This window comes from Flavobacterium ginsengisoli, from assembly GCF_029625315.1.
GTDB classification, from domain to species: domain Bacteria; phylum Bacteroidota; class Bacteroidia; order Flavobacteriales; family Flavobacteriaceae; genus Flavobacterium; species Flavobacterium ginsengisoli.
The window spans coordinates 2,962,352-2,988,035 of record NZ_CP121110.1; the positions used below are offsets into that span (position 1 = coordinate 2,962,352).

A 25,684-nucleotide genomic window follows, 5' to 3' on the forward strand; every position below is an offset into this window, starting at 1 on the left:
TTATACTAATCAATACAAAATCTCGATGTATATAAAAGTATTATCTACTAATACGTAATTTCTTTATAAAATTTAATCCCATTTCGTTTTTTCAGAGAATCTAGAAACTACCATGGAAGCAATTACATCACCATTTGCATTTAGCAAAGTCGCAATTGGATCAACTAATGTTCCTAAAATCATGGCAACCGCAAAGCTTGTTCCATTGGAAAACCATAAACGGTAATAGCTAAAACTTCTCCAATATAACCACCATTTGGAATTCCGCCTTCGACAATCGAAACAATTATAGTGATTCCTAATGCCAAAAGTATAGTTGACGGTTCTGTAAAATCTTTTCCAAACATGGCAAACAAAAAAGTGATTTTTAAGATAGATGACATACTCGATCCATCTTTATGTAAAGGTGCTCCAAGCGGAATTACCAAATTGCGAACATGTGCTGGAATTCCCATTTTTTGTGCAAGCATCCAAATTTGCCGGAATTGTTGCAATACTACTGCAAGTTCCTATTGCGGTTAAAGAAGGTGTAATATTATTGCTCCAAAAGACTTTAAAAGCTCTTTTTCCGCCAGCAATAAAAGCGTACAAACTAAAAAATGTAAAAAAGTAAAAGATACAGGCTGCATAATAAACCGTCATAGGTTTTGCGTAAACTCCAAATAACTGAGGTCCGAAAATACCAACTTGATAAGCAAAATAAGCTCCTAATCCTATAGGTGCAAATTTCATAATAATATTCAACAGCTGTTTCATAACTTCATTACCTGAGTCTAGAAAACTCTTGAAAGCATTTCCCTTTTCTCCAGATTGTAAAGTAGCAAAACCAATTAAAAACGAAAATATAATGAGCGCCAACATACTTTTTCTCGATAATAATTCGAAAAAATCATTTGTGGTAACCAATTTAGCAATCTGATCGCCTACAGAGCCTGACTGTATGTTTTCAAAAGGAACTTTTGCAACAGCAATATCCTGATGAATTGGAAAAAGATAAACAGCAAAAATCATTACAATTGCAGAAATAAGAATCGTTGAAAGAAAAACCAAAACCATTATAAAAAACAGTTTTCCTAACTTTTCTTTTTGTTCCAAATTTGCAATTGAAGAGCCAATAGTAAAAAATATTAATGGAATAATTGCTGTAAAAAGCAAATTCAGAAAAATATCTCCAATCGGTTTTATAACCAGAACTTTTTCTCCAAAAACTAATCCAAAAATGCTTCCGACGATAATTCCGCCAAGAAGCAAAAGGATACTGCTATAACTTTGTAGAAAATTAATTTTTTTGATTTCCATTATTTGTAAAAGGCATTAGAGACTTGAATTAAAATTAAATAAAAAAAGAGTATTAAAACTAATACTCTTTCTTTTATTATTTTTCTAGAACAATTGTAGTAAAAGCTCTGTCGACCAATTCGCCGGTTTTGCTTTTCACCTTTTCGGTCTGAGTTTCAGTATAAACAATTTGAAAAGCTGTTTTCTCTATTAATTGCTGCGCCTTCTCGGTGCTGTAAAGCTCAAATTCAAATTGAGTAAAAGGAAGCTTTTTCATAAAATCTTCTTCAGCAAAAGTCAGACAGAAATTTCCGTTTGGTTTTAAAACTCTGTAGATTTCCGAAAGCAAATCTTCTGGCTTTTGCCAAAAATAAATGGTGTTTACTGTAAATATTTTATCGAAAGATTCGTCTTCAAACGGAATTCTATTTCCGTCATAAATAGAAAAGAATGCCTGTTTTTGAGAAACGAAATTTCTATTGATCTGGCGCGCTTCCTTAAACATTAATTCAGACATTTCAAGTCCGTAATATTTTAGGTTATCTGCTTGTTCGAAAAGAAATTCAGCATGACCTGCATTTCCATGGCCTAATTCTAGAATTTTATTCTCTTTTGAAATATTTAGATTTTGAATGGAATGTTTGGTCATATTGATGTTCGTTTCGTTCATCATATTTCCCATTTCGATTCCTTTTTCTCCTGATGGATGCTTTAATTGAGAAGCTATGGCTTGTAATTCTTCATTTTTCATAATGCAAAATTTTAAAACTCTAAATTAAACAAAATCCAAATTCGAAGATTATTTTTTTGTCATTCTTAGAAATGATAAACTAGACCTCAACAACTTTGTCAAAGTTTTAAACTTTGACAAAGTTCCTCACAAAGACCTTAAAAAACCTGACTTGCAATCTGGCGGATATTCTCAGATTTACCCATCGAATAATAGTGTAAAAAAGGAACTCCAGTCTGCTTTTAATTCTAATGATTGCTGAATCGCCCATTCGACTCCTACTTGTCTAATATCAGCGTTATTTTTGCATTTGTCTACTGCATCGATTAAATCTTCTGGCAAATCGATTCTAAAAATTTGCGGTAAAACCTGTAAATGTCTTTGAACGGCAATTGGTTTAATTCCAGGAATAATCGGAATTGTGATTCCCATTTCTCTTGCTTTTTCTACGAAAGCAAAATATTTCGAATTATCAAAAAACATCTGCGTTACTACATAATCAGCTCCTGCATCAACTTTTTCTTTTAATCTTTTTAAATCTGATTGTAAAGAAGGAGATTCTAAGTGCTTTTCTGGATAACCTGCTACTCCAATACAGAAATCGGCTTTGTTATCAGCATCGATTACTTCGTGCAGATATTGTCCACAATTTAAGTCTTTAATTTGTTTTACTAAATCAATTGCATAATGATTTCCTCCAGCTTTTGGAACGAAAGATTGTTCATCTTTCATAGCGTCACCACGAAGCGCCATTACATTATTAATGCCTAAATAATGACAGTCAACCAGCATATACTCGGTTTCTTCTTTGGTAAATCCACCGCAAAGTAAATGCGGAACCGTATCAACATTGTATTTGTGTTTTATAGAAGCGCAAATTCCAAGCGTTCCCGGGCGCATACGAGTCAATTTTTTATCCAAAAGTCCGTTGCCTTTATCAATGTAAATATACTCCTCACGAGAAGTCGTTACATCAATAAACGGTGGATTAAACTCCATTAATGGATCAATATTATCATATAATTCCTGAATACTTTTCCCCTTTTGAGGCGGAATAATTTCAAATGAGAATAATGTTTTTCCTTTGGCGTTTTCTATATGTTCTGTTACTTTCATTATTAAGTCTTAAAGTTGTAAAGCCTAAAGTCTAAAGTCTTTCCTTTCGGACTTTACGACTTTTGACTTTAGACTAATTTAATCTGCTATATTAGGGTTTAACCATTTCATTGCGTAATCAAGTGGTACATTTCGGCGTTTTGCATAATCTGTAACCTGATCTTCTTTTATTTTTCCGAGTCCGAAATAGCGGCTTTTCGGGTTTCCAAAATAATATCCTGAAACCGATGACGCTGGCCACATTGCCATACTTTCTGTTAGTTTCACTCCAATTTGTTTTTCAACATCTAAAAGCTTCCAGATTGTTGGTTTTTCCAAGTGATCTGGACAAGCCGGATAACCTGGAGCTGGACGAATTCCTTTATAACTTTCTTTGATCAATTCTTCGTTGGTTAAAGATTCTTCGCTGTCATAACCCCAAAAATCTTTACGGACTCTCTCGTGAAGATATTCGGCGAAAGCCTCAGCAAAACGATCGGCAAGTGCTTTAACCATAATCGAATTGTAATCGTCTAGATTCTTTTCATATTCAGCCGCCCATTCGTCAACACCAAAACCTGTCGTTACGCAGAAAGCTCCCATATAATCAGTTACGCCACTATCTTTTGGCAGAATAAAATCGGCTAAAGCGATATTTGGAGCGCCTTTTGTTTTTTGCGATTGCTGACGAAGCGTCAAGAATTTCTCCAAAACTTTTCCGTTTTCATCACGCAATTCGATATCATCGTCATTTACCTGATTCGCAGGGAAAATTCCGTAAATACCTTTTGCTTTCAGTTTTTTCTCAGCTAAAATTACTTTCAACATCGCCTGAGCATCGTTAAAAACAGAAGTCGCTTCTTTACCTACAACCTCATCCGTTAAAATCGCAGGATATTTTCCATACAATTCCCAAGTCTGAAAAAATGGCGTCCAGTCGATATATGGAACCAAAACATCCAATTCTATTTCGATCGTCTGTGCACCAATTACTTTTGGTTTAACTGGAGTATATTCAGACCAATCCAATGGCAATTTGTTTTTACGAGCATCTTCAATCGTCAGGAAGTTTTTATCTCTTGAACGATTTAAAAACGTTTCTCTAAAAGAGTCGTATTCTGCACGAATATCTGCCGCATATATTTTTCGGTTATGATCTAACAGGTTTCCTGCAACGGTAACGGCTCTAGAAGCATCGTTTACGTGAATTACCGTTTCTCTGTACTGAGGTGCAATTTTCACGGCAGTATGCGCGCGTGAAGTGGTTGCTCCACCAATCATAATCGGGATTTTAATATCTTGTTTATCTAATTCTTTGGCTAAATAAACCATTTCGTCAAGCGAAGGCGTGATCAATCCGCTTAATCCGATGATATCTACTTCATGTTCTATTGCCGCTGCAATGATTTTTTCCGGAGGCACCATAACACCAAGATCTACAATCTCATAATTGTTACAAGCCAAAACTACCGAAACGATGTTTTTTCCAATATCGTGAACGTCACCTTTTACGGTTGCCATCAAGATTTTTCCGTTTCCTTGTTTGTCTCCCACTTGTTTGCTCGCTTCGATAAACGGCAATAAATAAGCCACCGCTTTTTTCATTACACGAGCCGATTTCACCACCTGAGGCAGGAACATTTTTCCGCTTCCGAACAAATCTCCAACTACATTCATTCCGGCCATTAAGTTGATTTCAATAACTTCAATTGGTTTTGTAGCGACCTAAACGTGCTTCTTCAACATCTTCTTCAATAAAAGCATCGATTCCTTTTACTAACGAATGTGTAATACGCTCCTGAACAGTTCCAAAACGCCATTCTTGAACGGTTTTTTCATCGCTTTTTGCTTCTCCTTTTACGCTGTCTGCAAAATCTAACAATCTTTCTGTAGCGTCGTCACGTCTGTCCAGAATTACATCTTCAACGTATTCTAATAAGTCTTTCGGAATATCATCGTAAATCGTAAGCATTTCTGGATTAACGATTCCCATCGTCATTCCATTTTTAATTGCGTGGTATAAAAATACCGAGTGCATGGCTTCACGAACCGTATCATTTCCTCTAAAAGAGAATGAAACATTACTTACTCCACCGCTGATGTGCGCATGAGGCAAATTTTCACGAACCCATTTTGTTCCTCTAAAGAAATCCAATGCGTTCAATCTATGTTCTTCCATTCCCGTTGCAACTGGGAAAATATTTAAATCGAAAATAATATCCTGCGGAGGGAATCCTACTTTGTTCACCAAAATATCATACGAACGCGCACAAATTTCTACTCTACGATCGTAATTATCAGCCTGACCTACTTCGTCGAAAGCCATAACAATCGCCGCCGCTCCGTAACGTTTGATTAATTTGGCGTGGTGAATAAAGGCTTCTTCTCCTTCTTTTAACGAAATCGAGTTTACAACGCTTTTTCCTTGTACTACTTTTAGACCTGCTTCAATGATTTCCCATTTCGAACTGTCGATCATAATCGGCACTCTCGAAATGTCTGGTTCCGCAGCGATTAAATTCAAAAATTTAGTCATTGCAGTAACTCCGTCAAGCATTCCTTCATCCATATTAATATCGATGATTTGTGCTCCACCTTCTACCTGTTGTCTTGCAATATCAAGCGCCTCGTCATATTTCTCTTCCTTGATTAGTCTTAGGAATTTTCTTGAACCTGTTACATTCGTACGCTCACCAACATTCACGAAAACACTTTCCGGCGTAATAATCAACGGTTCTAATCCTGATAATACAAGGTCTCTTCTTTTTTCTGTCATTTCTTTTTAAGTTACTAAGATCCTGAGATTCTAAGGTTCTAAGTTTTTTTTATTCTATATTTTTTAGGCTTTTAAACCTGTAATCTTTTATTAATTTGGGCGTGTTTCGCCGTGGCGAACCGGGCTATCCGTTACAAGTCCTCGCACTTCCTTCGTCAGGCTGTGGGCTTTTCACTTCTATCCCTCACGCGAACTCGGTTTCATAAGACGTTTATGTTTACCGAATTTTTCAATTTTATATTATATTTTTCGTTCCTATTGAACTTTTGTTTTATCAAAACCTACTAAATTTGAAATTGCTCTAAAAGTTGCCATTTCAAAACTTCTCCTATGCGAATCAACTACATGATGAGAACCTCCAACAATTCTAAATTTGAAAGATTTTTTACTATCGTAAACTATAGTTTTTATCGTTGTAACAATTACATCTAAATATTCTACTGGTATTTCATCATCTGCAACTTCCCAACTAAACATTTTACCGCCGTTCCAATTTCTCTTATTTTCTACAATAATTTTCACTTCGCCATATTTGCAATATCCGGAACTTTGTTGCTTTATTTTCCCTTCGCAATAGTAAGATTCCTCAGAAAATTCAAAATCCGAAAAAGCTCGAATTAATTCTTCGTATGAAGAATCTAGAACAACTCTATGTAGCAGAAATTCCATACTTAATTTTATAAAAATTATTTTTAAAACTTACCAAATCATTACGATAAAACCGGCGCCACTCTTGGCTTATAATCCTTCGCAACCTCCGCCATTAATCTAATATGATCTGGAGTTGTTCCGCAACAACCGCCAATAATATTAATCAAATTGTCATCTAAATATTCTTTAATGAAAGCTTGAGTTTGTTCTGGCGTTTCATCGTATTGTCCGAAAGCATTTGGCAATCCTGCATTTGGATGTGCTGAAACATTGAAACTTGTATTATGCGCTAATGTTTTTAAATACGGTTTCAACAAATCGGCTCCAAGGGCGCAATTGAATCCTACACTTAACAACGGAATATGTGAAACGGATATCAAAAACGCTTCAACTGTTTGACCTGAAAGTGTTCTTCCTGAAGCATCTGTAATTGTTCCTGAAACCATTATTGGAATATCGATATTGCGTTCTTCTTTTACTTCTTCTATTGCAAAAAGTGCTCGCTTTTGCATTTAATGTATCAAAGATTGTTTCTACTAAAAGTAAATCACAGCCACCGTCCATTAAAGCTTCTGCTTGTTGTTTGTACGCAATTCTTAAATCGTCAAATGTTACAGCTCTGTAACCCGGATCATTTACGTCTGGTGACATACTTGCTGTACGGTTTGTAGGTCCGATTGAACCGGCTACGAAACGTGGTTTATCCGGATTTTTTGCAGTAAACTCATCGGCTACTTGTCTTGCGATTTTTGCCGATTCGTAGTTTAACTCGTAAACCAAATCTTCCATGTGATAATCGGCCATACCGATTGTCGTTCCTGAGAAGGTATTGGTTTCCACGATGTCTGCGCCTGCTTCGTAATACGCGGCGTGTACATCGCGAATCGCTTGTGGTTGTGTTAGGGATAGTAAATCGTTGTTTCCTTTTAACGGATGCGGAAAATCTTTGAAACGCTCTCCTCTAAAATCTTCTTCAGAGAAATTATAGCGTTGCAACATTGTTCCCATTGCTCCGTCAAGGATTAGGATATTTTTTTTTATTGCTTCTTGAATTGTAATTGCCATGGCTTCTTTTTTTAGCTTCTAAGATACTGAGGTTCTAAGATGCTAAGTTTTTTTTATTATGATTGTGAAGTTTAAACCTGTTAGGTTTGCTTCGGATATTTTTTTCGCATTAATTCCAAAAGTGCACTATTGCCGGCTCATTAGCCCCGATTGAAGTGGAAATTATTTTGCTTTTTTCTTTAAAAAGCAAAATGATTGCAACGTAAAGCGGGAACTATTGACTGCAAAAATGCGCCAATGATTCGCTCCTGATACAGAATCTGTTTCAGTAAATATTATATGTTATCGAGAAAAGTTTTGAGAAATACGAGTGTGTATTTGTGTTATCTATCTTTAATACTGGAAAATGTCGTATAAAGTAGAATTTAGCACCTTCTTTATGGTAAAGGGTTGCTAAGGTTTCATCGGGTCTATCCCTCCGCCTTTCGTGATAACGAACAATAATTTTAAGAACAGTGCAAAGGTATGAAATAGGGTTTCGATTTGCAAATGTTTTTTTTGAAGTTGCTGAGAGGCTAAGATACTGAGATTCTAAGTTTAGAAATCTAATTATGTTTTATTTGGTTTAAGAATATATTGCTAAATTCTTGAAGCTATCATTGTTTCTTTTTACTTGCTTTTGCAATAGGATTAAAATCTAAACAAAGTTGAAGCCAATACTCCATATCCTGATTTCTTGTCCAGCCAATTTCGGTAATAAAAACATAGTTTTTCATTGGCTTTTCTGCGTTAGGCATTGGTAACACATCATCTCTTTCTATGGCCTCTAAATAAGCCGAATCATCTATTCTGCATAGCAATAGATTTTCTCCAACTTTTTTATCTAAACGAGTTCCACAGCATAATTTGTTATCTACCATGAAAACAATACCACCAAACATTTTCTTTTCAAAAAAGTCTGCTTCTTTATATTGGAGAAACGTTCTAATTCTCTTCGCATTATCTTCTTCGAAAGCCATATATTTAGATTCTAAGATTCTGAGTTACTAAGATACTGAGTTTAAAATTCTGTTCAATAAAAAAGCCCAAACTAAAAGTTTGAGCTTTCTATATAATAAATCTTAGAGTCTTAGTATCTCAGAATCTTAGCAACTTAGACAATCGCCTTAACAACCGCTTTCGGCGCTTCTTTACGAGTTCCGTCGAAACCGTCTACACCAGAAACTGTTGTATATTTCAATACGTATTTTTTACCTGGGTTGATGATTGAGTAAGCGACTTGACACATTAAAGTTGCTTCGTGGAAACCGCAAAGGATTAACTTTAATTTTCCTGGATATGTATTTACGTCTCCAATGGCGAAGATTCCCGGAATGTTAGTTTGGTAATCTAATGCATTGTTTACTTTGATGGCGTTTTTCTCGATTTCTAATCCCCAGTCTCCAATTGGACCTAATTTTGGTGTTAATCCGAAAAGTGGGATGAAATAGTCACAGTCGATTTTACGGTGTGCTCCGTTTTCTTCGATGTCTAATGACTCTACGTGCTCTGCTCCATTGATTCCGATAACCTCAGCTGGCGTGATCAATTTGATTTTTCCAGCTGATTTTAATTCCTGTACTTTTTCTACAGAATCTAAAGCACCTCTAAATTCGTTTCTTCTGTGAATTAAAGTTACTTCTGAAGCTACATTTGCTAAGAAAATTGACCAGTCTAATGCTGAATCTCCTCCTCCTGCAATTACAACTCTTTTATCTCTGAATTTCTCAGGATTTTTGATGAAGTATTTTACTCCTTTATCTTCATAAAACTCGATATCTTCGATAAGTGGTTTACGAGGCTCAAAACTTCCTAAACCTCCCGCGATTGCAATAACTGGTGCATGGAATTTAGTTCCTTTGTTTGATGTTACAATGAATGTTCCGTCTTCTTGCTTTTCAACTGTTTCAGCACGTTCTCCTAAAGTAAATCCTGGCTCAAATTGTTTGATTTGCTCCATTAATCCGTCAACTAAATCTCCTGCCAATACTTCTGGAAATCCAGGAATATCATAAATTGGTTTTTTTGGATATAACTCTGATAGCTGTCCTCCTGGTTGTGGAAGAGCATCTAAAATGTGGCATTTTAATTTTAACAATCCTGCCTCGAATACGGCAAATAAACCTGTTGGGCCTGCTCCAATTATAAGTATATCTGTTTTAATCATTATGTTGTTGTTTATAATCATTCTTAATAACGCAAAGAAACGAATAAATCCTTGTACTTTCAATGATTTTTATCATTAATTTCTTTCCCAAACTTTTTTACTCTTTATTTTTTAATGAAGAGGTAATCTCATTCATTCTTTTAACCTTTTCTTCAAAATTACCTTTTAGGGTCTTTCGATATTCATTCAGATTCTCAACCATTTGATTGATATCTTCAGGAATTACTTCTTCAAAAAACTCGCGCAATCTCTTTGCTGTTGTTGGCGATTTTCCATTTGTTGAAATGGCGATTTTTACGTTTCCTTTCGTGACGATTCCGCCCAAATAATAATCACATAAATCTGGCGTATCGGCAATGTTGCAAATCAAATAACGCTTTCTGGCTAAATCGTAAACCCTTTTATTTACTTTCAAATCGTCTGTGCAGGCAATTACCATGTGACGCTTTTTGAGCATTTTCTTTTTGAACTTTTTTTCCGTCAATTTAATTGAAGGATGTTTTTCTGCTAAAACCTTAATTTCTAAATGAAAATCAGGTGCAACTACCTCAACATTAGCATTCGGACTTGATTTTAGCAAGAAAGAAAGCTTTTCCAGACCTACATTTCCTCCACCTACAATCAAGACATTTAAATTGTGAAGCTTTAGAAATATTGGATATAATTCGTTTTGTTCCATTTTAATCTTTTTTCATCTAAACAAAATTAGATGATTTACCAACGAATTGTTCCTAACGGAACATATAATTCTAATGAATGGTTTCTTTTGATAGAAATTCTTCGTAAAATCCTTTCAGTTTATTGCTTTCTCTGACAACTTCGCCTAAAACAATAATAGCCGGTGAACCTAATTCTTTTTCTTTTACAATGTTTAGAATCGAATCTACAGTTCCTACACCTACTTTTTCTTCTGCTGTTGTTCCGTTTTGGATGATTGCAACGGGTAAATTTCCTTTATCTTCTTTTGAAACAAATCGATTATTTGAGGCAATTTGTGCATTCCCATCAAGATCACAACTGTCGCAGATGATTGTGCCGCCAAAGCTACATCTGAAGATAATTTTCTATCAGAAGTTGTTCCCGTAATTGCCCAAAAGCTTTCTGAAACTCCTCTTTTTGTAATCGAAATTCCCTGACTTGCTGGAACGGCAACTACTGATGAAATTCCAGGAACTACGATAGTTTCAATTCCGAAACTTTCTGCAAAATCAATTTCTTCTCCGCCTCTTCCAAAAATAAACGGATCTCCACCTTTTAATCTTACTACGTTTCCGTATGTTAAAGCATTATCCACAATCAACTGATTGATTTGATCTTGCGTGTAAGCATGATTTCCGATTCTTTTTCCAACAAAAATCCGAATCGCATTTTTTGGTGCGTAATCCAGAATTTCTTCGTTGGCCAAAGCGTCGTATAAAACCACATTAGCTTCAGCCAATGCCTTTACAGCTTTGAGCGTCAGTAAATCGGGATCGCCCGGACCTGCACCGACTAAAGTTATTTTGGGTTTTATATTATGCATTTGCTAATTCCTGTGCTCTGAAAGTTTCGATTTTATCAAAGAAAACAGTTGCTTGCGCAATGTAACCTTTAGCGAAAGCTTCAGACGGTTCATTTTTATTGATTTGGTAAACCAAGTCTTTAAAAGTTGAGTTCAATTCTATTTTATTTGTGTCAATAAAAACAGTGTCAAACAAGTCTACGATTCCTGCGTGGTGATTTGTTTTTTGGTTTTCTGCCAATAACAATGCTTTTGCACCGTTTACAAATCCTGCATATGCATGGTAAATTGCATCTGACCATTTTTTCTCATCGAAAGATTCCTGAGCCAAAATCAATTTCTCTTTAGCTTCAAACAATAATGTCGCCACTAAATCGATCACAACTCCGGCACATTCTCCAACTCCAACTGCTTTTACGTAATTGTCTGCGTTACCCCAATCTACAAAATCAGCTTCTGTTAAATTGGTTACATCTGCGAAAGGTTTTAAGATTTCGTAGAAATATTTCTCTCCTTTTGTATCATAATAATCAAGGAATTTTTGTCCGCTTCCGTTGGCATCAAAATCATTTAAAATGGTACGCAACGCATCTGGACCTCTACGACTAGGCACTTTAATTACTTTATCAGCAAAACGTCCAGCGCCATTTCCTAATCTTCCTCCACCCAATAAAACTTGCAAAGCCGGAGCTACTAGTTTTCCTGAGTTGATAGACATTCCCTGGAATCCAATTGCAGACATATTGTGCTGTCCGCAAGCATTCATACAACCTGAAATTTTAATTTCAATTTCGCGGTTGTTTAAATACTGTGGATATTCAGCACTTAAAACCCTTTCTAATTCTTCTGCAATACCGGTACTACTTGCAATCCCCAAGTTGCAAGTATCTGTACCCGGACATGCCGTAATATCTCCAACTGAATTATATCCTAATTGAACAAAGTCAAGTTTGGCTAATTCTTGATAAAAGAAAGGAAGATTCTCTTCTTTTATGTGACGTATTACAATATTTTGACGCAATGAAAAACGTAATTCATTTGCTCCGTAATTTTTAATTAAAGCGACTAATAATCGTGCTTTATCAGTATAAAAATCTCCTAATAAAACTTTGATTCCGATAGCATAATAGCCGTCTTGTTTCTGTTTGATTACATTCGAATTTTTCCACGCTTCATACGCTTTTGTATCTTCGATTGTAACTTGCGGAACTTCTAATAATGGCTCTGGAATTGGGCCATCAAAAGCAGTTGTATCAATTTCGTATGTTTCAAAAGCGATGGCTTTTTTCTCTTGCTCAACCAAATCAAGGAAAACATCTCTTCCCATTTCTTTGATTAAGAATTTCATACGCGCTTTCATTCTTTTAGCACGTTCTCCGTATCTGTCGAAAATACGAATGATTCCTTCTGCTGTTGGAATGATTTCGTTTACCGGAACGAATTCTGAAAGCAATTCGGCGTGTGCTGGCTGAGATCCTAAACCTCCACCAAACATGATTTTGAAACCTTTTTGTCCGTCTTTAATTTTCGGAATAAATCCTAAATCATGCAAATAACTCAAAGCCGTATCTTCGTCTGAAGAAGAGAACGAAATTTTGAATTTACGTCCCATTTCCTGACAGATTGGATTTCTTAACAAATATTGAAAAAGTCCATGTGCATAAGGCGAAACATCAAATGGTTCGTTTATGTCAACTCCAGCCAATTCGCTTCCTGTAATATTTCTAACCGTGTTTCCACAAGCTTCACGAAGCGTGATATCGTCTTTAGCCAAATCTGCCCAAAGTTCTGGTGTTCTGTCCAAACTCACATAGTGAATCTGGATATCCTGACGCGTTGTAATGTGCAAACGTCCTGTAGAATATTCATCAGAAACTTGTGTGATACGCACTAATTGCTCGCTGGTCACTTTACCATAAGGCAATTTGATACGAATCATTTGAACGCCTTCCTGACGTTGACCGTAGATTCCACGCGCTAAACGAAGACTACGAAAACGCTCATCATCAATTTTTCCTCCACGGAATAAATGAATCTTTTTTTCTAATTCGATAATCTCCTTCTGAACTACCGGATTTTCTATTTCTGTTCTAAAACTTTCCATTTCTCTTTAGTTGTTGGTTGTCAGTTGCTGGTTGTTGGTTTGCTGGCAGATAACTATCAACCAAAAACCATCAACTATCAACTAGCGAATGAATCCTACTCCTGCTGTTGTGTTTGTTGCTGTATCAATTAAGATGAAAGCTCCGTTTGATTTGTTTTCGTTGTATGAATCAAAATATAACGGTTTGCTTAATTTGATCGTTACTTCTCCAATTTCGTTAATTGCCAATTGAGAAGCTTCTGTTGTTCCTGAGTAATCTGTTGCAATTGTATTTTTAATGCTTTCTACTTTTGCTAAAACTCTATTTGTATTGTGTTGCACCAAATATTTAGTTCCCGAACCAGTTTTTTACTGTCCATCCAGCAAACTGTTGTGGTAATATCTTTTTCAATTTTTGGAAGCTCGTCTGATTTTACAATCATATCGCCTCTTGTTACATTGATGTCATTTTCTAATTCGATTGTAATTGAAGAACCTGCAACAGCTTCGTCAAATGTTTTATCGAAAAAGTGAATTTTAGATACTTTTGACTCTGTTAAAGAAGGAAGAACTGTTACAGCATCTCCAACTTTAATGGAGTTTCCGTATAATTTTCCTGCGTAACCTCTAAAATCGTGGTATTCTTCCGTTTTTGGACGAATCACGGTTTGAACCGAAAAACGTGCTTTTCCTGCTTCAAAAACATCCGAAGCATGTAATCCTTCCAAATGTTCCAATACCGTTTGACCATCATACCAAGGCATGTTTTCAGATTTATCAACAACGTTTCCACCGTTGATTGCGCTTAACGGAATATAACTTACGTTTTGCTCTTTGAAAGTACTTTTTGCATTTAATGCTTGGAAATCAGCTTTGATTTTATTGAAAACTTCTTCTGAATAATCAACTAAATCCATTTTGTTTATCGCTACGATTACCTCTTTTACTCTCAATAAATTATTGATAAAAAAGTGACGGTAAGTCTGCTCGATAACTCCTTTTCTGGCATCAATTAAAATGATAGAAACCTGAGAAGTCGAAGCCCCTGTAACCATGTTTCTTGTATATTCTACGTGACCCGGGTATCGGCAATAATGTAACTTTTCTTTGCAGTCGAAAAATAAATATGCGCAACATCAATCGTAATTCCTTGCTCTCTTTCTGCCACTAAACCATCAGTTGCTAAAGAAAAATCAAGGTAATCGTATCCTTTTTGTTTACTGCTTTTTTCGATTGCTTCTATCTTATCAGTCGTCAATGATTTTGTATCGTACAATAATCTCCCGATCAAAGTACTTTTTCCGTCATCTACACTTCCTGCTGTTGCTATTTTTAAAACGTCCATTCTGTAATATTTTGTTTCAGGTTTAATTTTTTTGTTTCAGGTTTCAAGTTTCAAGTTGCTTGCCTTTGAACTAAAATTTAAATCTGTATGTTTTTGTTTTCTTGATTTTTACTTCTAAAGTTCCGTCCCGAATTGCATTAACAATTCATAATTAACAATTATTAAAAGTACCCTTGTTGTTTTCTCTTTTCCATTGCGACTTCAGAACGTTTGTCATCGATTCTGGCTCCTCTTTCAGAAATCGTTGATGATCTGATCTCTCCAACTACTTCTTCAATTGTTGCTCGCGTAAGATTCAACTGCTGCCGTACAGCTCATATCTCCAACGGTTCTGAAGCGAACAATTCTTTCTTCGATTTGTTCGTCTTCTTCTTGGTACACAAAAGGAGAATGCGACCAGATTAAACCGTCTCTCAAAAAAACTTTTCTTTTATGTGAGAAATAGATTGACGGAATCTCGATTTTTTCTTTCTCGATATAACTCCAAACATCTAATTCTGTCCAGTTTGAAATTGGGAAAACACGAACGTTTTGTCCATTTTCTATTTTTCCATTTAAAATATCAAACAATTCAGGTCTCTGATTTTTTTCGTCCCATTGTCCAAAATCATCACGAACAGAGAAAATACGTTCTTTCGCTCTTGCTTTTTCTTCGTCACGACGCGCACCACCAATACAAGCATCAAACTTAAATTCTTCAATTGCATCCAAAAGTGTTGTAGTCTGCAAGCTGTTTCTACTAGAATATTTCCCTGTTTCTTCAACCACTTTTCCTTCATCAATAGCATCCTGAACATTACGAACGATCAACTCTAAACCTAATTCTTCTACCAATTTATCTCTGAAAGCAATGGTTTCAGGGAAATTATGTCCTGTATCAACGTGTAATAGAGGAAACGGAATCTTAGCAGGGAAAAATGCCTTTTGCGCTAAACGCACCAAGGTAATAGAATCTTTTCCTCCTGAGAAAAGTAAAACCGGTTTGTCAAACTGTGAAATTACTTCTCTGAAAATGTATATCGCTTCACTCTCTAAAGCGTTTGTTTTTAATACTGAACTCATTGTTTTTTTGTTTGATATTTTTTAGTTTCAAGTTTTAGGTTTCAGGTTGCCTGATCTAAAAATCTCCACTCTTTATTCTATTTTCTTTATTCTCTCTTCAACGGATAAAATCTATTTATTTTACCACATCTTCCCGGATTAAAATCCGGCGCTACAATATGAATCGCTCCTTCGGAACTTTAAATCTAAATTCTCTATTTTCTTGCTTCTTGTATCTTGTTTCTAAAAATCTAGACTTACTCTTTCTTAGCACTATGAAGTCCACACTCTTTATGGCTTGATTCCCACCACCATCTTCCGGCTCTGATATCTTCTCCAGGGAAAATTGCTCTTGTACAAGGTGCACATCCAATACTTACGAAACCTTGTTTGTGCAATGCATTTTGAGGAACATTGTTTTCTGACAGATACGTTTCAACTTCTTCCAAAGTCCATTTTAATAACGGATTGAATTTGATGATTTCGAAGTTTCCGTCGTATTCAAACAAGTTTAAATCTTGTCTGTTTTCTGATTGTTCTGCTCTTAAACCTGTAATCCAAACTGAATTTCCTGCTAAAGCTTTTTTTAACGGAACCACTTTTCGAATAAAACAGCATTCTTTTCTGTTTTCAACTGAATCGTAAAAGCTGTTTGGCCCTTTTGTCTTCAGAAGATTTTCTACTGAAGTCTGCTTCTGGAAAAAAACTTCAATTGGTCTTTTATATTTTTTTAATGTTTTATGAAAAACATCGTAAGTTTCCTGAAATAACCTTCCTGTATCTAAAGTAAAAACCGTAATATCAGTATTGCTTTTTGCAATGAAATCAGTAATTACCTGGTCTTCCTGACCGAAAGATGTGGAAAAAATTACTTTTCCTGGAAATTCTTTTGCTAAAAAAACTAAGGTTTCGTCAAGCGAAAGGTCTTTAGTTTTCTCTAATAATTCTTGTACAATAATCGCACTCATAATTCTTTTCCTTTCTAAAACTATCTTTTACAATAATTTAGATAATGTTTTTAAACTCAATAATATAATCAGAATTCCAACTGCAACCATCATTGGTTTTCTTTTGATTTTATTTACCAAATAAGTCGCTATTGGTGCTGAAATAACTCCTCCTAAAATCAATCCGATAATGATCTGCCAGCCGTGAATTCCTCCAAAAAGCATGAAAGTAATTCCGCTAGCAAACGAAATTGCAAACTCAGTCGCATTTACTGACCCGATAGTATATTTCGGGTTTCTTCCTCTTCCTAATAATGTTGAAGTTACAATTGGCCCCCAGCCTCCTCCTCCAACAGAATCCATAAAACCTCCAAACACTGCTAAAACTCCCAGTTTCTTAGTTTTCTTTTTTACAACACTTTTTCTAAGAGCCTTTCTGATAATTACAACTGCCAGAATAATCATGTAAACCGCAATAAATGGCTTAATAATATCTCCGTCAATAACATCTGATAATAAATAAGCCCCTGTGATCGATCCTAAAACTCCTGGAATCAATAGATGCTTTACCAGTTTTTTATTGATGTTTCCAAAGCGGTGGTGCGAAAGCGCCGATGCTCCAGTTGTAAACATCTCTGAAACGTGAACTGCCGTACTGCTCAAAACTGGCGAAACTCCATAAGCCAATAAAAATGACGTAGAAGTTGCTCCATATCCCATTCCTAAAGCGCCATCTACTAATTGTGCAAAAACACCAATTAAGAAAAACACTAAAAGATTTTCATCAAATCCCTGAACGAAACCATCCCATGAAAATTCAGCGTGATGATTATAAATTAATGTAACTGCTAAACCTAACAACAAAATAACAGGTATTACGACCCACAATTTTTCCTTTAATAAAGAATCAGACTTTACTATAGTGTTTTCTAACTTAAGTTCATTTTCCATATTTCTAAGAATGTTTTTTTATTCTCAAAAATCCATTACCCTATCGGCTTAGTAGATTACTTTGCAAAAGTACTATATATTTCGAAATATCAAAACAATATATTTACTTTTTTACATCAGCTATCATCTTATAAACCAAGATAAAAGACATTTAAAAAAGAATTAGTGATTATTTTAACAAATTAAATGTTGCGACTTATTATTTTAACAACACATTCAAATTTTGTGATTCACAAAAATACACATTTAATCTCTACAAAATCTATAGGATAATTATAAAATTGTTTTTACTTTAGCGGCAAATATTTTTTCATGGATTTTCAGATTGGTCTCGTAATAGCAGGTTTAGTAGTTGGTTTTATTGTTGGGTTAACAGGTGTTGGAGGAGGTTCTCTTATGACTCCTATTTTATTGTATTTTGGAATTCCGCCAACAAAAGCAGTTGGAACAGACTTGCTTTATGCTCGCTTTCACAAAAGCCGGAGGAATATTTGTACACAACAAAAAAGGAAACATCAACTGGAAAATTACAGGCTGGCTGACTTTAGGAAGTGTCCCTGCAACTTTAATTACATTATGGGTTTTAAACAGCATTAAAACGGATATCGAAACTATCAATAACGTTATTAAACACAGTTTAGGCTGGGCTTTATTGTTTACTTCGGTAGCTATTATATTCAAAAAGAAGCTTTTAGTCTTCTCTCAAAGACATGCTGGAGATAAATTTCACAACGAAAGCACAACTCAAAATATGCTTACTATAGGAATTGGAGTTTTATTAGGAGCAACCGTAACTTTAACTTCTATCGGCGCTGGGGCATTAGGAACAGTGACTTTATTTTTCCTTTATCCATTATTGCCAACGCCACGTTTAGTCGGAACTGAAATTGCACACGCTGTTCCCTTAACTTTAGTTGCTGGTCTTGGGCACGCTTCTATGGGAAATTTAGATTTAGGCTTACTTGGTCAATTATTAATGGGATCACTTCCTGGAATATACATGGGAAGTATGCTAAGCGGAAAAGTTCCAGATCAATTTCTTAGAAATGCAATTGCTGTAATGCTTTTTATGGCTGGATATAAATTGATATTTTAATATAAACAGAAATAAAAAAGACCATTTCTAATTGAAATGGTCTTTTTTATTGGTTTAAAGCAAATTTCTAAAACGCAATATCTGCTAAAGAATTACTTTCTAATATTTTAAGCGTATTATCACGAACTTCTGTCATTAAACGTCTTGCGGCACAGGTAGTTTCATCATCGCAGTCATCACATCTTTCGTAGAAATTATGGCTCGCACAAGGCAGTAAAGCGATTGGCCCTTCTAGAATTCGATAGACTTTTGCCATGCTAATATCTTTTGGGTCTTTGATTAAATAATAACCTCCACCTTTTCCTTTTTTAGCACCAAGAAAACCTGAATTTCTTAGCAACAACAAAATACTTTCTAGAAATTTAATTGAAATATGTTCACTTTTCGCAATTTCAGCTATTTGTACTGGCTCATTGTTTTCGCGTCTGGCTAAATAAGTTAAAGCTTTAATTCCGTATTTTGTTTTCTTTGAAAGCACTAATGTAAAATTTTGATTGCAGAATTTAATTTCAAATCATACTCTTGCAAATTATTGAATAACAAAAGTATGCTTTTTGTTTGAACTATCACAAAGAATAAAGTTAAATTCTACTAAATCTATCAGATTACTTCTTTTTTTAATATCCATAAAAATCCAATAGAGTCACGTTCTAATAATTTAATTTTATCAAGTTACAACAAAAAAATATGAGAATGAATTTATACAAAATTATTACAAATCGGAGAGGCATTACTTTTCTCTTCATATAAATTATGATTTTGGTTTTCAAAAATTTGACTTTCCATTTTTAGTCTCATAAACCATTCCTGATCAGGCTTATTCATGTCTTTATCACCATAATAAAGTTTGACTTTACAACTAGGAATTCCAGTTTCAAAACGCAATCTTGTCGAAGAGACAGCAACTAATTGTGTCGCCTTTAATCCTTTTAGAGAAGCTTTCCATGCAATTGTTCCCCCAATGCTAAAACCCAAAACAGCCACTTCTTCTTTTTCAAAATCTAATAAACAATTTACTGCTTTTTCAATTCCGCCATTCAAAAATTGATTATGGATTTCCTTTTCCTCACTTGAAGAATCAATCTGAGCTAATTTTAAAACATCATAATACTGAACATCAAATTTAAGCTCTAAAATTTCGATATAATTCTGAATCCATTCAGGATTGTCTCCAAACAAATCTGACAGCAAAAGCAATCTTGGTTTTTTCATATATTGCAAAACTAAATTAAGAAAAGTGGTTCATTCAATAACAAAGAAAGGGCTATTTCAAAAAAAAATAGCCCTTCAAAAGTATTATATTTTATGTTTAAGCCAACGCTTGTTTTAAATCTGCAATCACATCTTCAACAGTTTCTAAACCAACAGAAACACGAACAAGACCTTGTGTGATTCCAACTGCTAATTGATCTTCTTCAGATAATTTGCTGTGTGTTGTAGAAGCTGGATGCGTTACAATTGTTCTTGTATCTCCAATATTTGCAGATAATGAGCAAAGTTGAATTGAATTCAAGAATTTTCTTCCTGCTTCGATTCCGCCTTTAATTTCAAATGCAATAATGTTTCCACCAGCTTTCATTTGCTTTTTAGCAATTTCATACTGTGGATGCGATTTCAAGAACGGGTATTTTACGCTGTTTACATTTGGATGGCTTTCTAAAAATTCAGCCACTTTTAATGCATTTTCGCAATGTCTGTCTACACGAACCGCTAAAGTTTCTAAACTTTTTGACAGAACCCAAGCATTAAATGGTGATAAAGCTGGCCCTGTATTTCTAGAAAACAAATAAATCTGTCTGATTAATTCTGCGTCTCCAACTGTTACTCCTCCTAAAACACGACCTTGTCCGTCAATTAATTTAGTTGCTGAGTGAATTACTAAATGTGCTCCAAATTTAATTGGCTGTTGCAAATAAGGTGTTGCGAAACAGTTGTCGATAATTAAAATCAAGTTGTGTTTTTTAGCAATATTTCCTAACAATTCTAAATCAATTACATCAACTCCAGGGTTTGTTGGAGATTCGGCGTATAATATTTTGGTATTTGGCTTAATGAAGCTTTCGATTGTTTCCGGCTTATTAATTTCGAAATAAGAAGTTTCGATATTCCATTTTGGAAAATAAGTCATAAACAACGCGTGAGTCGAACCGAAAACACTGCTTGCAGAAACAATATGATCTCCAGAATTTAATAATGCTCGCAAAAGTAGAATATACTGCTGCCATTCCTGTTGCGAAAGCATAACCTGAATCGGCACCTTCCATTTTGCAGATCTTGTCTACAAATTCTGATGTGTTTGGATTGCTGAAACGGCTATAAATATTTCTTTCTTTTTCTTCTGTGAAAGAAGCTCTCATATCTTCAGCATCTTCAAAAACGAAGCTTGATGAAAGGTACAAAGGCACCGAATGTTCTAAATATTGAGATCTTTCTAATTGTGTTCTGATGGCTTGTGTTTCAAAACCAAATTCTTCTGTATTCATTGTGTGTTGTTTTTTTGTTTTTTTGTTTGCTTCGCCAGTTCGGCTTCCAGCCTCGTGTCAAGTCTCAGGTTTCAAGTTTTAAAAACTGAAATCTAAACCAAAAACAAGTCAATTATTTATGCGCAATCTGAGCATTTTCTAATTATCTAATTGACTAATTATCTAATTTATAAAGCTTCGTTGTTCAAGACAACTTTGTATTTAATTGTCGCTGTTGGTTCAATCGTTTTAGCAACCGAACAGTATTTCTCAAAAGAAAGCTGTCGTCGCTTTTTTGCTTTTTCTGGGTTAATTTCTCCTTCTAAATAAAAAACCACATCAATTTCTTTAAAAGGTTTTGCTTCTTCAATTTGCACACGCGTTCCTTCAACCTCAGCGTTGAAAGAAGTGATTTCCTGACGCTGTTTTTTTAAGATCGAAATCATATCAATAGCACTGCATCCCGCAACTCCCATTAATACTAATTCCATTGGGCTTGCACCTAAATCGCTTCCGCCAAATTCGGCTCTGCTATCAACGTCAACTACGTGTCCGCGCTCATTTTTTACTTTAAAATGAAATGCGTCATTTACTCTGTTTAAAGTTACTTTCATTGTGCTGTTATTTTTTTTGTTTTTTTTTTAATTCCATTCAATTTTGTCATTTCGACGAAGGAGAAATCTTCGTTGCCAAATCGACAAAGACTATACATTCTTTGCGGAGTTTCTTGCGAAGATTTCTCCTTCGTCGAAATGACAAACTGAACTCAAACTAGATACAAATCTTACAATCTAAAATCTGCAATCTAAAATTAATTACCCTTTATCAGACAATCTCAAAATATCTCCGAAAACCCCTCTTGCCGTTACCGCAGAACCTGCACCAGCTCCTTGAATAACGATTGGACGATCTCCGTAAGATTCTGTATAAATTTCGAAGAAAGAATCAGAACCTTTTAATCCGCCTAATGCAGTATCTTTTGGTACTGAAACTAATTTTACTTCTAAATTTCCTTTGTCATTCTGCAAATCTCCAGACAATTCACCAATATATCTCAATACGTGATTTGGCTGTTGTTCTGCTTTTATTTTAGCATAAATTGGGTCAAATTCTTTTAATTTCGTCAAGAAATCGGCAGCGCTTCCCTCACGTAAGTGCTCTGGAATTAAGTTTTGAATTGAAATTTCTTCAAACTCGTTTTGCAAGTCTAATTCTCTAGCTAAAATTAATAATTTTCTTCCCACGTCATTTCCGCACAAATCCTCACGCGGATCTGGTTCTGTATATCCGTTATCAATTGCTTCTTGCAAGATTTCGCTGAAAGGCGCATCTTTTGCTGAGAAATTATTGAATAAATAACTTAATGTTCCAGAGAAAACCCCCTTAATTTTCGTGATATTTTCTCCTGAAAGGTGCAATAATTTAATTGTATCAATTAACGGTAATCCCGCACCAACGTTCGTTTCATACAAATAATTCTTTTGGTTTTCTGCCAAAGCTTTTCGCAATTCCTTGTAGAAACCATAACTCAAAGTATTAGCCACTTTATTTGAAGAAATCAAATCGAAACTACTTTCTACTAGCGGTATATAATTTTCAACGAAACTTGCACTTGCGGTGTTATCAATCGCAATTAAGTTTTCTAAGTGATGTTCATTCGCGTAAGCAATAATATCTTTGATTGTATAAGCCTCACCTTTAGTTGCAATTTCATTCTTCCAATTACTGTTAACACCGTATTTGTTTAAAAGCAATTTTTTAGAATTCGCTATAGCGAAAACATTCAGCTTAATGTCTTTACGTTTTTCGATTGCTGCAGCCGATTCTAAAATCTGATTGATTAAAGTTCCACCAACTAATCCGTGACCAAAAATCGCAATATTGATTTTCTTCGAAACTCCAAAAATCTCTCCGTGAATTACGTTAAGCGCTTTATTTAATTCCTCTTTTTTAACAACCAAACTCACGTTTTTACCCGTTACCGTGTTGTTGAACAAAATCGGAACAATTTTGTTTTTGATTAAAGCGGTGTATGGTTTGTGGAAAGTACTCAAATCTTGTCCGATAATTGAAATTACCGATACATTATCTGTTACCGTAATCTGATTTACATCTTTAGAATAAAAGTCATTTTCAAACTCTTTTTCTAATTCAACCATTGCAAGAGTAGCTTTTTCTGTTGCTACCACAAGTCCGATTCCTCTTTCTGAAGAACCTTGCGAAATGATACTCACACTGATATTGTGATCACCCATTACTTTAAAAATTCTGGCATCTACTCCTGCTTTTCCAAGTAATCCGCGTCCTTCAAGATTTACAAGAGAGACATTTTCTAAAACAGAAAGTGTTTTAATTCCTTCTTTAGAAGAATCCGATGTAATTAAAGTTCCGCGATTTTCGTGGTTGAAAGTATTTAAAATTCGTAACGGAATGTTTTTTTCTAATAAAGGAATAATCGTCTTAGCATGAAGAATCGTTGCTCCAAAATTAGCTAATTCGTTTGCTTCATTAAATGATAAATATTCAATTTTCTTAGCATCGGCAACTAAATCTGGATTTGCCGTATAGATTCCATCTACGTGCGTGAAGTTCTGTAATTCTTCTGCATTTAAATAATTTGCAATTAACGAAGCGGTATAGTTACTGCCATTTCTACCTAAAGTAGTTGTGTCGTTGTTGTTGTTTGAGCCAATGAAGCCTGTAACTATATTAACCGTTTCGCCGTTATGTTCTTTAAAATAATTTACTACGTTTTTCTTTGAAAGCTGCTCCAAAGGCTGTGCATCACCAAATTTAGAATCGGTTTTCAACAAATCTCTTGTATCTACAAAATTGGCAGGAATTCCTTTTTCCTGTAAAATTGCTGTCAATAATTTAGCTGAAAGCAATTCTCCTTTTGACAAAATCTGATCTTTGATTTTTTTGCTGTAATCTCCAATTAAGCTTACACCTTCAAAAAGCTTGTCTAAAACGCTAAATTCTTCAGACAAATCAACTTGTGGGTAATCTGATATTTGATATTTTTTAAAATTCTCTAATAATTCTTTGTAACTGCCGTTTTTAGCGACGAATGCTTAAGATAAATTCTAATTCGTCAGTAGCATTTCCTCGTGCAGAAACTACAACGGCAATTTTTTCACCTTGATTTACTTTATCTGAAATGATTGAAACAACTTTGTTAAGTCCTTCTCCGTTTGCTAACGATTTACCTCCAAATTTTAATACTTTCATTTTATTTCTTTATTGTTTCTGCCTTAAAAATGTCGGCAAGTAAATGATCTAATTGTTTGTACTCGATTAAAAAAGCGTCATGTCCGTGAACCGAATCAATTTCGCTATAGAAAACATTATCTTTAAACTTCTTCAATTCTTCGTAGGTTTCTACATTTTCTTTTGCTGTAAAAAACAAATCTGAATTGATTCCGACAATGTGAATTGAAGCTTTTGTTTTAGACATTAAGTTTTCAAAACTTTCACTATTTCTAGTAATATCAATTGTTTTAAGCAACTGATTCATTAATTTATAAGAAGACAACTGAAATCTTTTCTGCAATTTTTTTCCGTGATGTGCCAACCAGCTTTCGATATTAAAAATCAAAAGATCTTGGTTTATGGTACGCTGAAATTTTTCCTTGAATGATTCTGGCGAGCGGTAGCACAGCATTGCGTGAATTCTTGCATCTTCGATTGGTTTTGAAGAATTGTTTAGAATTTGCTCTTGTAAAAAGCAATTGGCGATAAGCCAATCAGTCGATTTCCAGTCACTCGCAATCGGAATAAGATTTTCTGTGATATTTGGCGCTAAAGCTAAAATTTCCCAAGCAATTCCGCCACCAACAGAACCTCCGATAACTGCAAAAAGTTTTTCGATATTTAACGTTTTTACGCCCTCGATAAAGATTCTTGCAACGTCTCTAGCTGTAAAGTCTAAATAGTTGTCAATTAAAAAGGAATTGCTTCCGTTTCCTGGAATATCGAAAGCCAAAATGGTATAAACAGCAGTATCAATGGTTTTGCCTTCACCAATCAAGTCATTCCACCAGCCGTTTTCGCCAGTAACTTGCGAATTTCCAGTTAAAGCATGGTTAACCAAAACAATAGGCGCGCTGTGCAAAGGTTGTCCTGCCAGCGTAAAACTTAATGGTATAGAATGATAAGTTGCACCACTTTCTGTGATGAAATCTTGAATTATAATGGGATTTGGTATATTTTCCAATTTCAAATCTGTTGTATTATTGATTTGTATATGGAAATATTAGAAAGAAAAACTAGGTTTAACTAGAAAAAATCTTGTTGTTATCTTTCCACGTTTGGCGTGGTAGAATGTAGCACCTTCTTCGTTTTACCGAAGGGTTGCTAAGGCTTCATCGGGTCTAATCCCTCGTCCTTTCTTTATAACATTTCAATACGTGTTTGAACTTAACGGTGCAAATTAACTACTAATTTCTCAAACAAACAAATTTTATCTAAAAGTGTTTGTTAAATTTCTGAGACTTATTTTAGCAAAAACTATTATA

15 protein-coding genes, 9 pseudogenes and 2 riboswitches are annotated in these 25,684 nt (G+C 34.8%); of the genes and pseudogenes, 2 read left to right on the forward strand and 22 right to left on the reverse strand.

What is annotated here, in order from left to right:
• Positions 1-72 precede the first annotated feature (72 nt).
• From P5P87_RS13780 to P5P87_RS13850, 15 genes and pseudogenes are all read right to left on the reverse strand, one after another.
• Positions 73-1,299: pseudogene (locus P5P87_RS13780) on the reverse strand (dicarboxylate/amino acid:cation symporter).
• Between the two features lie 76 nt (positions 1,300-1,375).
• Positions 1,376-2,029 (reverse strand): class I SAM-dependent methyltransferase, encoded by a 654-nt coding sequence (locus tag P5P87_RS13785; protein ID WP_198854620.1) that lies wholly within the window; start codon positions 2,027-2,029, stop codon positions 1,376-1,378.
• 137 nt (positions 2,030-2,166) lie between these two features.
• Positions 2,167-3,124: pseudogene (metF, locus tag P5P87_RS13790) on the reverse strand (methylenetetrahydrofolate reductase [NAD(P)H]).
• A gap of 78 nt (positions 3,125-3,202) precedes the next feature.
• Positions 3,203-5,879: pseudogene (metH, locus tag P5P87_RS13795) on the reverse strand (methionine synthase).
• Between the two features lie 255 nt (positions 5,880-6,134).
• The gene (locus P5P87_RS13800) at positions 6,135-6,548 is read right to left on the reverse strand and encodes a hypothetical protein (protein ID WP_278019658.1); all 414 of its coding nucleotides are present in this window, start codon (positions 6,546-6,548) and stop codon (positions 6,135-6,137) included.
• 41 nt (positions 6,549-6,589) lie between these two features.
• Positions 6,590-7,595, reverse strand: a pseudogene (locus P5P87_RS13805) (homocysteine S-methyltransferase family protein).
• Between the two features lie 320 nt (positions 7,596-7,915).
• Positions 7,916-8,032: riboswitch (SAM riboswitch) on the reverse strand.
• 159 nt (positions 8,033-8,191) lie between these two features.
• Positions 8,192-8,554: a TfoX/Sxy family protein gene (locus P5P87_RS13810; RefSeq protein ID WP_278019659.1), complete on the reverse strand. Its 363-nt coding sequence runs from the start codon at positions 8,552-8,554 to the stop codon at positions 8,192-8,194.
• A gap of 134 nt (positions 8,555-8,688) precedes the next feature.
• Positions 8,689-9,741 (reverse strand): NAD(P)/FAD-dependent oxidoreductase, encoded by a 1,053-nt coding sequence (locus P5P87_RS13815; protein WP_278022797.1) that lies wholly within the window; start codon positions 9,739-9,741, stop codon positions 8,689-8,691.
• Between the two features lie 97 nt (positions 9,742-9,838).
• A complete protein-coding gene (locus P5P87_RS13820; RefSeq protein WP_278019660.1) occupies positions 9,839-10,420 on the reverse strand; it encodes a precorrin-2 dehydrogenase/sirohydrochlorin ferrochelatase family protein in 582 nt (193 codons plus the stop codon).
• Between the two features lie 70 nt (positions 10,421-10,490).
• Positions 10,491-11,263 (reverse strand): annotated as a pseudogene (gene cobA / locus P5P87_RS13825) (uroporphyrinogen-III C-methyltransferase).
• Positions 11,256-13,346: a HEPN domain-containing protein gene (locus P5P87_RS13830; RefSeq protein WP_278019661.1), complete on the reverse strand. Its 2,091-nt coding sequence runs from the start codon at positions 13,344-13,346 to the stop codon at positions 11,256-11,258. Before P5P87_RS13830 ends, cobA begins: the two are co-directional and overlap by 8 nt.
• An 81-nt stretch (positions 13,347-13,427) precedes the next feature.
• Positions 13,428-14,670, reverse strand: a pseudogene (locus P5P87_RS13835) (sulfate adenylyltransferase subunit 1).
• A gap of 161 nt (positions 14,671-14,831) precedes the next feature.
• Positions 14,832-15,732: pseudogene (gene cysD, locus P5P87_RS13840) on the reverse strand (sulfate adenylyltransferase subunit CysD).
• Positions 15,733-15,968: 236 nt separating this feature from the next.
• The gene (locus P5P87_RS13845; RefSeq protein ID WP_278019662.1) at positions 15,969-16,679 is read right to left on the reverse strand and encodes a phosphoadenylyl-sulfate reductase; all 711 of its coding nucleotides are present in this window, start codon (positions 16,677-16,679) and stop codon (positions 15,969-15,971) included.
• 27 nt (positions 16,680-16,706) lie between these two features.
• Positions 16,707-17,609: a sulfite exporter TauE/SafE family protein gene (locus tag P5P87_RS13850; protein ID WP_278019663.1), complete on the reverse strand. Its 903-nt coding sequence runs from the start codon at positions 17,607-17,609 to the stop codon at positions 16,707-16,709.
• 312 nt (positions 17,610-17,921) lie between these two features.
• Here P5P87_RS13850 and P5P87_RS13855 point away from each other — a divergent pair.
• Positions 17,922-18,005 (forward strand): annotated as a pseudogene (locus P5P87_RS13855) (sulfite exporter TauE/SafE family protein); the annotation flags it as partial.
• Positions 18,006-18,069: 64 nt separating this feature from the next.
• Complete coding sequence (locus tag P5P87_RS13860) at positions 18,070-18,705, forward strand: sulfite exporter TauE/SafE family protein (protein WP_278019664.1); 636 nt, start codon at positions 18,070-18,072, stop codon at positions 18,703-18,705.
• Between the two features lie 67 nt (positions 18,706-18,772).
• On the opposite strand, the gene P5P87_RS13865 is transcribed toward P5P87_RS13860, so the two are convergent.
• The 7 genes and pseudogenes from P5P87_RS13865 to P5P87_RS13895 all read right to left on the reverse strand — a co-directional run bounded on the left by P5P87_RS13865 (position 18,773) and on the right by P5P87_RS13895 (position 25,383).
• A complete protein-coding gene (locus tag P5P87_RS13865) occupies positions 18,773-19,183 on the reverse strand; it encodes an RrF2 family transcriptional regulator (protein ID WP_125722103.1) in 411 nt (136 codons plus the stop codon).
• A gap of 221 nt (positions 19,184-19,404) precedes the next feature.
• Positions 19,405-19,917 (reverse strand): alpha/beta hydrolase, encoded by a 513-nt coding sequence (locus tag P5P87_RS13870; RefSeq protein ID WP_198854633.1) that lies wholly within the window; start codon positions 19,915-19,917, stop codon positions 19,405-19,407.
• Between the two features lie 97 nt (positions 19,918-20,014).
• On the reverse strand, positions 20,015-20,878 hold the full coding sequence (locus P5P87_RS13875; protein ID WP_278022798.1) for a trans-sulfuration enzyme family protein: 864 nt from the start codon (positions 20,876-20,878) through the stop codon (positions 20,015-20,017).
• The gene (locus P5P87_RS13880; RefSeq protein WP_278019665.1) at positions 20,784-21,188 is read right to left on the reverse strand and encodes a PLP-dependent transferase; all 405 of its coding nucleotides are present in this window, start codon (positions 21,186-21,188) and stop codon (positions 20,784-20,786) included. The genes P5P87_RS13875 and P5P87_RS13880 overlap by 95 nt, the downstream gene beginning before the upstream one ends.
• 167 nt (positions 21,189-21,355) lie before the next feature.
• Positions 21,356-21,781: an OsmC family protein gene (locus tag P5P87_RS13885; RefSeq protein ID WP_278019666.1), complete on the reverse strand. Its 426-nt coding sequence runs from the start codon at positions 21,779-21,781 to the stop codon at positions 21,356-21,358.
• A gap of 201 nt (positions 21,782-21,982) precedes the next feature.
• Positions 21,983-24,398 (reverse strand): annotated as a pseudogene (thrA, locus tag P5P87_RS13890) (bifunctional aspartate kinase/homoserine dehydrogenase I).
• Between the two features lies 1 nt (position 24,399).
• A complete protein-coding gene (locus tag P5P87_RS13895; RefSeq protein WP_233074011.1) occupies positions 24,400-25,383 on the reverse strand; it encodes an alpha/beta fold hydrolase in 984 nt (327 codons plus the stop codon).
• Between the two features lie 77 nt (positions 25,384-25,460).
• Positions 25,461-25,568: riboswitch (SAM riboswitch) on the reverse strand.
• Between the last annotated feature and the right edge of the window lie 116 nt (positions 25,569-25,684).

What these genes read in the sequence shown, in the direction of transcription:
- P5P87_RS13785 (WP_198854620.1), bottom strand. Translation starts at nt 2,029, where the DNA reads ATGAAAAATGAAGAATTACAAGCCATAGCTTCTCAATTAAAGCATCCA.
- P5P87_RS13800 (WP_278019658.1), bottom strand. Translation starts at nt 6,548, where the DNA reads ATGGAATTTCTGCTACATAGAGTTGTTCTAGATTCTTCATACGAAGAA.
- P5P87_RS13810 (WP_278019659.1), bottom strand. Translation starts at nt 8,554, where the DNA reads ATGGCTTTCGAAGAAGATAATGCGAAGAGAATTAGAACGTTTCTCCAA.
- P5P87_RS13815 (WP_278022797.1), bottom strand. Translation starts at nt 9,741, where the DNA reads ATGATTAAAACAGATATACTTATAATTGGAGCAGGCCCAACAGGTTTA.
- P5P87_RS13820 (WP_278019660.1), bottom strand. Translation starts at nt 10,420, where the DNA reads ATGGAACAAAACGAATTATATCCAATATTTCTAAAGCTTCACAATTTA.
- P5P87_RS13830 (WP_278019661.1), bottom strand. Translation starts at nt 13,346, where the DNA reads ATGGAAAGTTTTAGAACAGAAATAGAAAATCCGGTAGTTCAGAAGGAG.
- P5P87_RS13845 (WP_278019662.1), bottom strand. Translation starts at nt 16,679, where the DNA reads ATGAGTGCGATTATTGTACAAGAATTATTAGAGAAAACTAAAGACCTT.
- P5P87_RS13850 (WP_278019663.1), bottom strand. Translation starts at nt 17,609, where the DNA reads ATGGAAAATGAACTTAAGTTAGAAAACACTATAGTAAAGTCTGATTCT.
- P5P87_RS13860 (WP_278019664.1), top strand. Translation starts at nt 18,070, where the DNA reads ATGCTCGCTTTCACAAAAGCCGGAGGAATATTTGTACACAACAAAAAA.
- P5P87_RS13870 (WP_198854633.1), bottom strand. Translation starts at nt 19,917, where the DNA reads ATGAAAAAACCAAGATTGCTTTTGCTGTCAGATTTGTTTGGAGACAAT.
- P5P87_RS13880 (WP_278019665.1), bottom strand. Translation starts at nt 21,188, where the DNA reads ATGAATACAGAAGAATTTGGTTTTGAAACACAAGCCATCAGAACACAA.
- P5P87_RS13885 (WP_278019666.1), bottom strand. Translation starts at nt 21,781, where the DNA reads ATGAAAGTAACTTTAAACAGAGTAAATGACGCATTTCATTTTAAAGTA.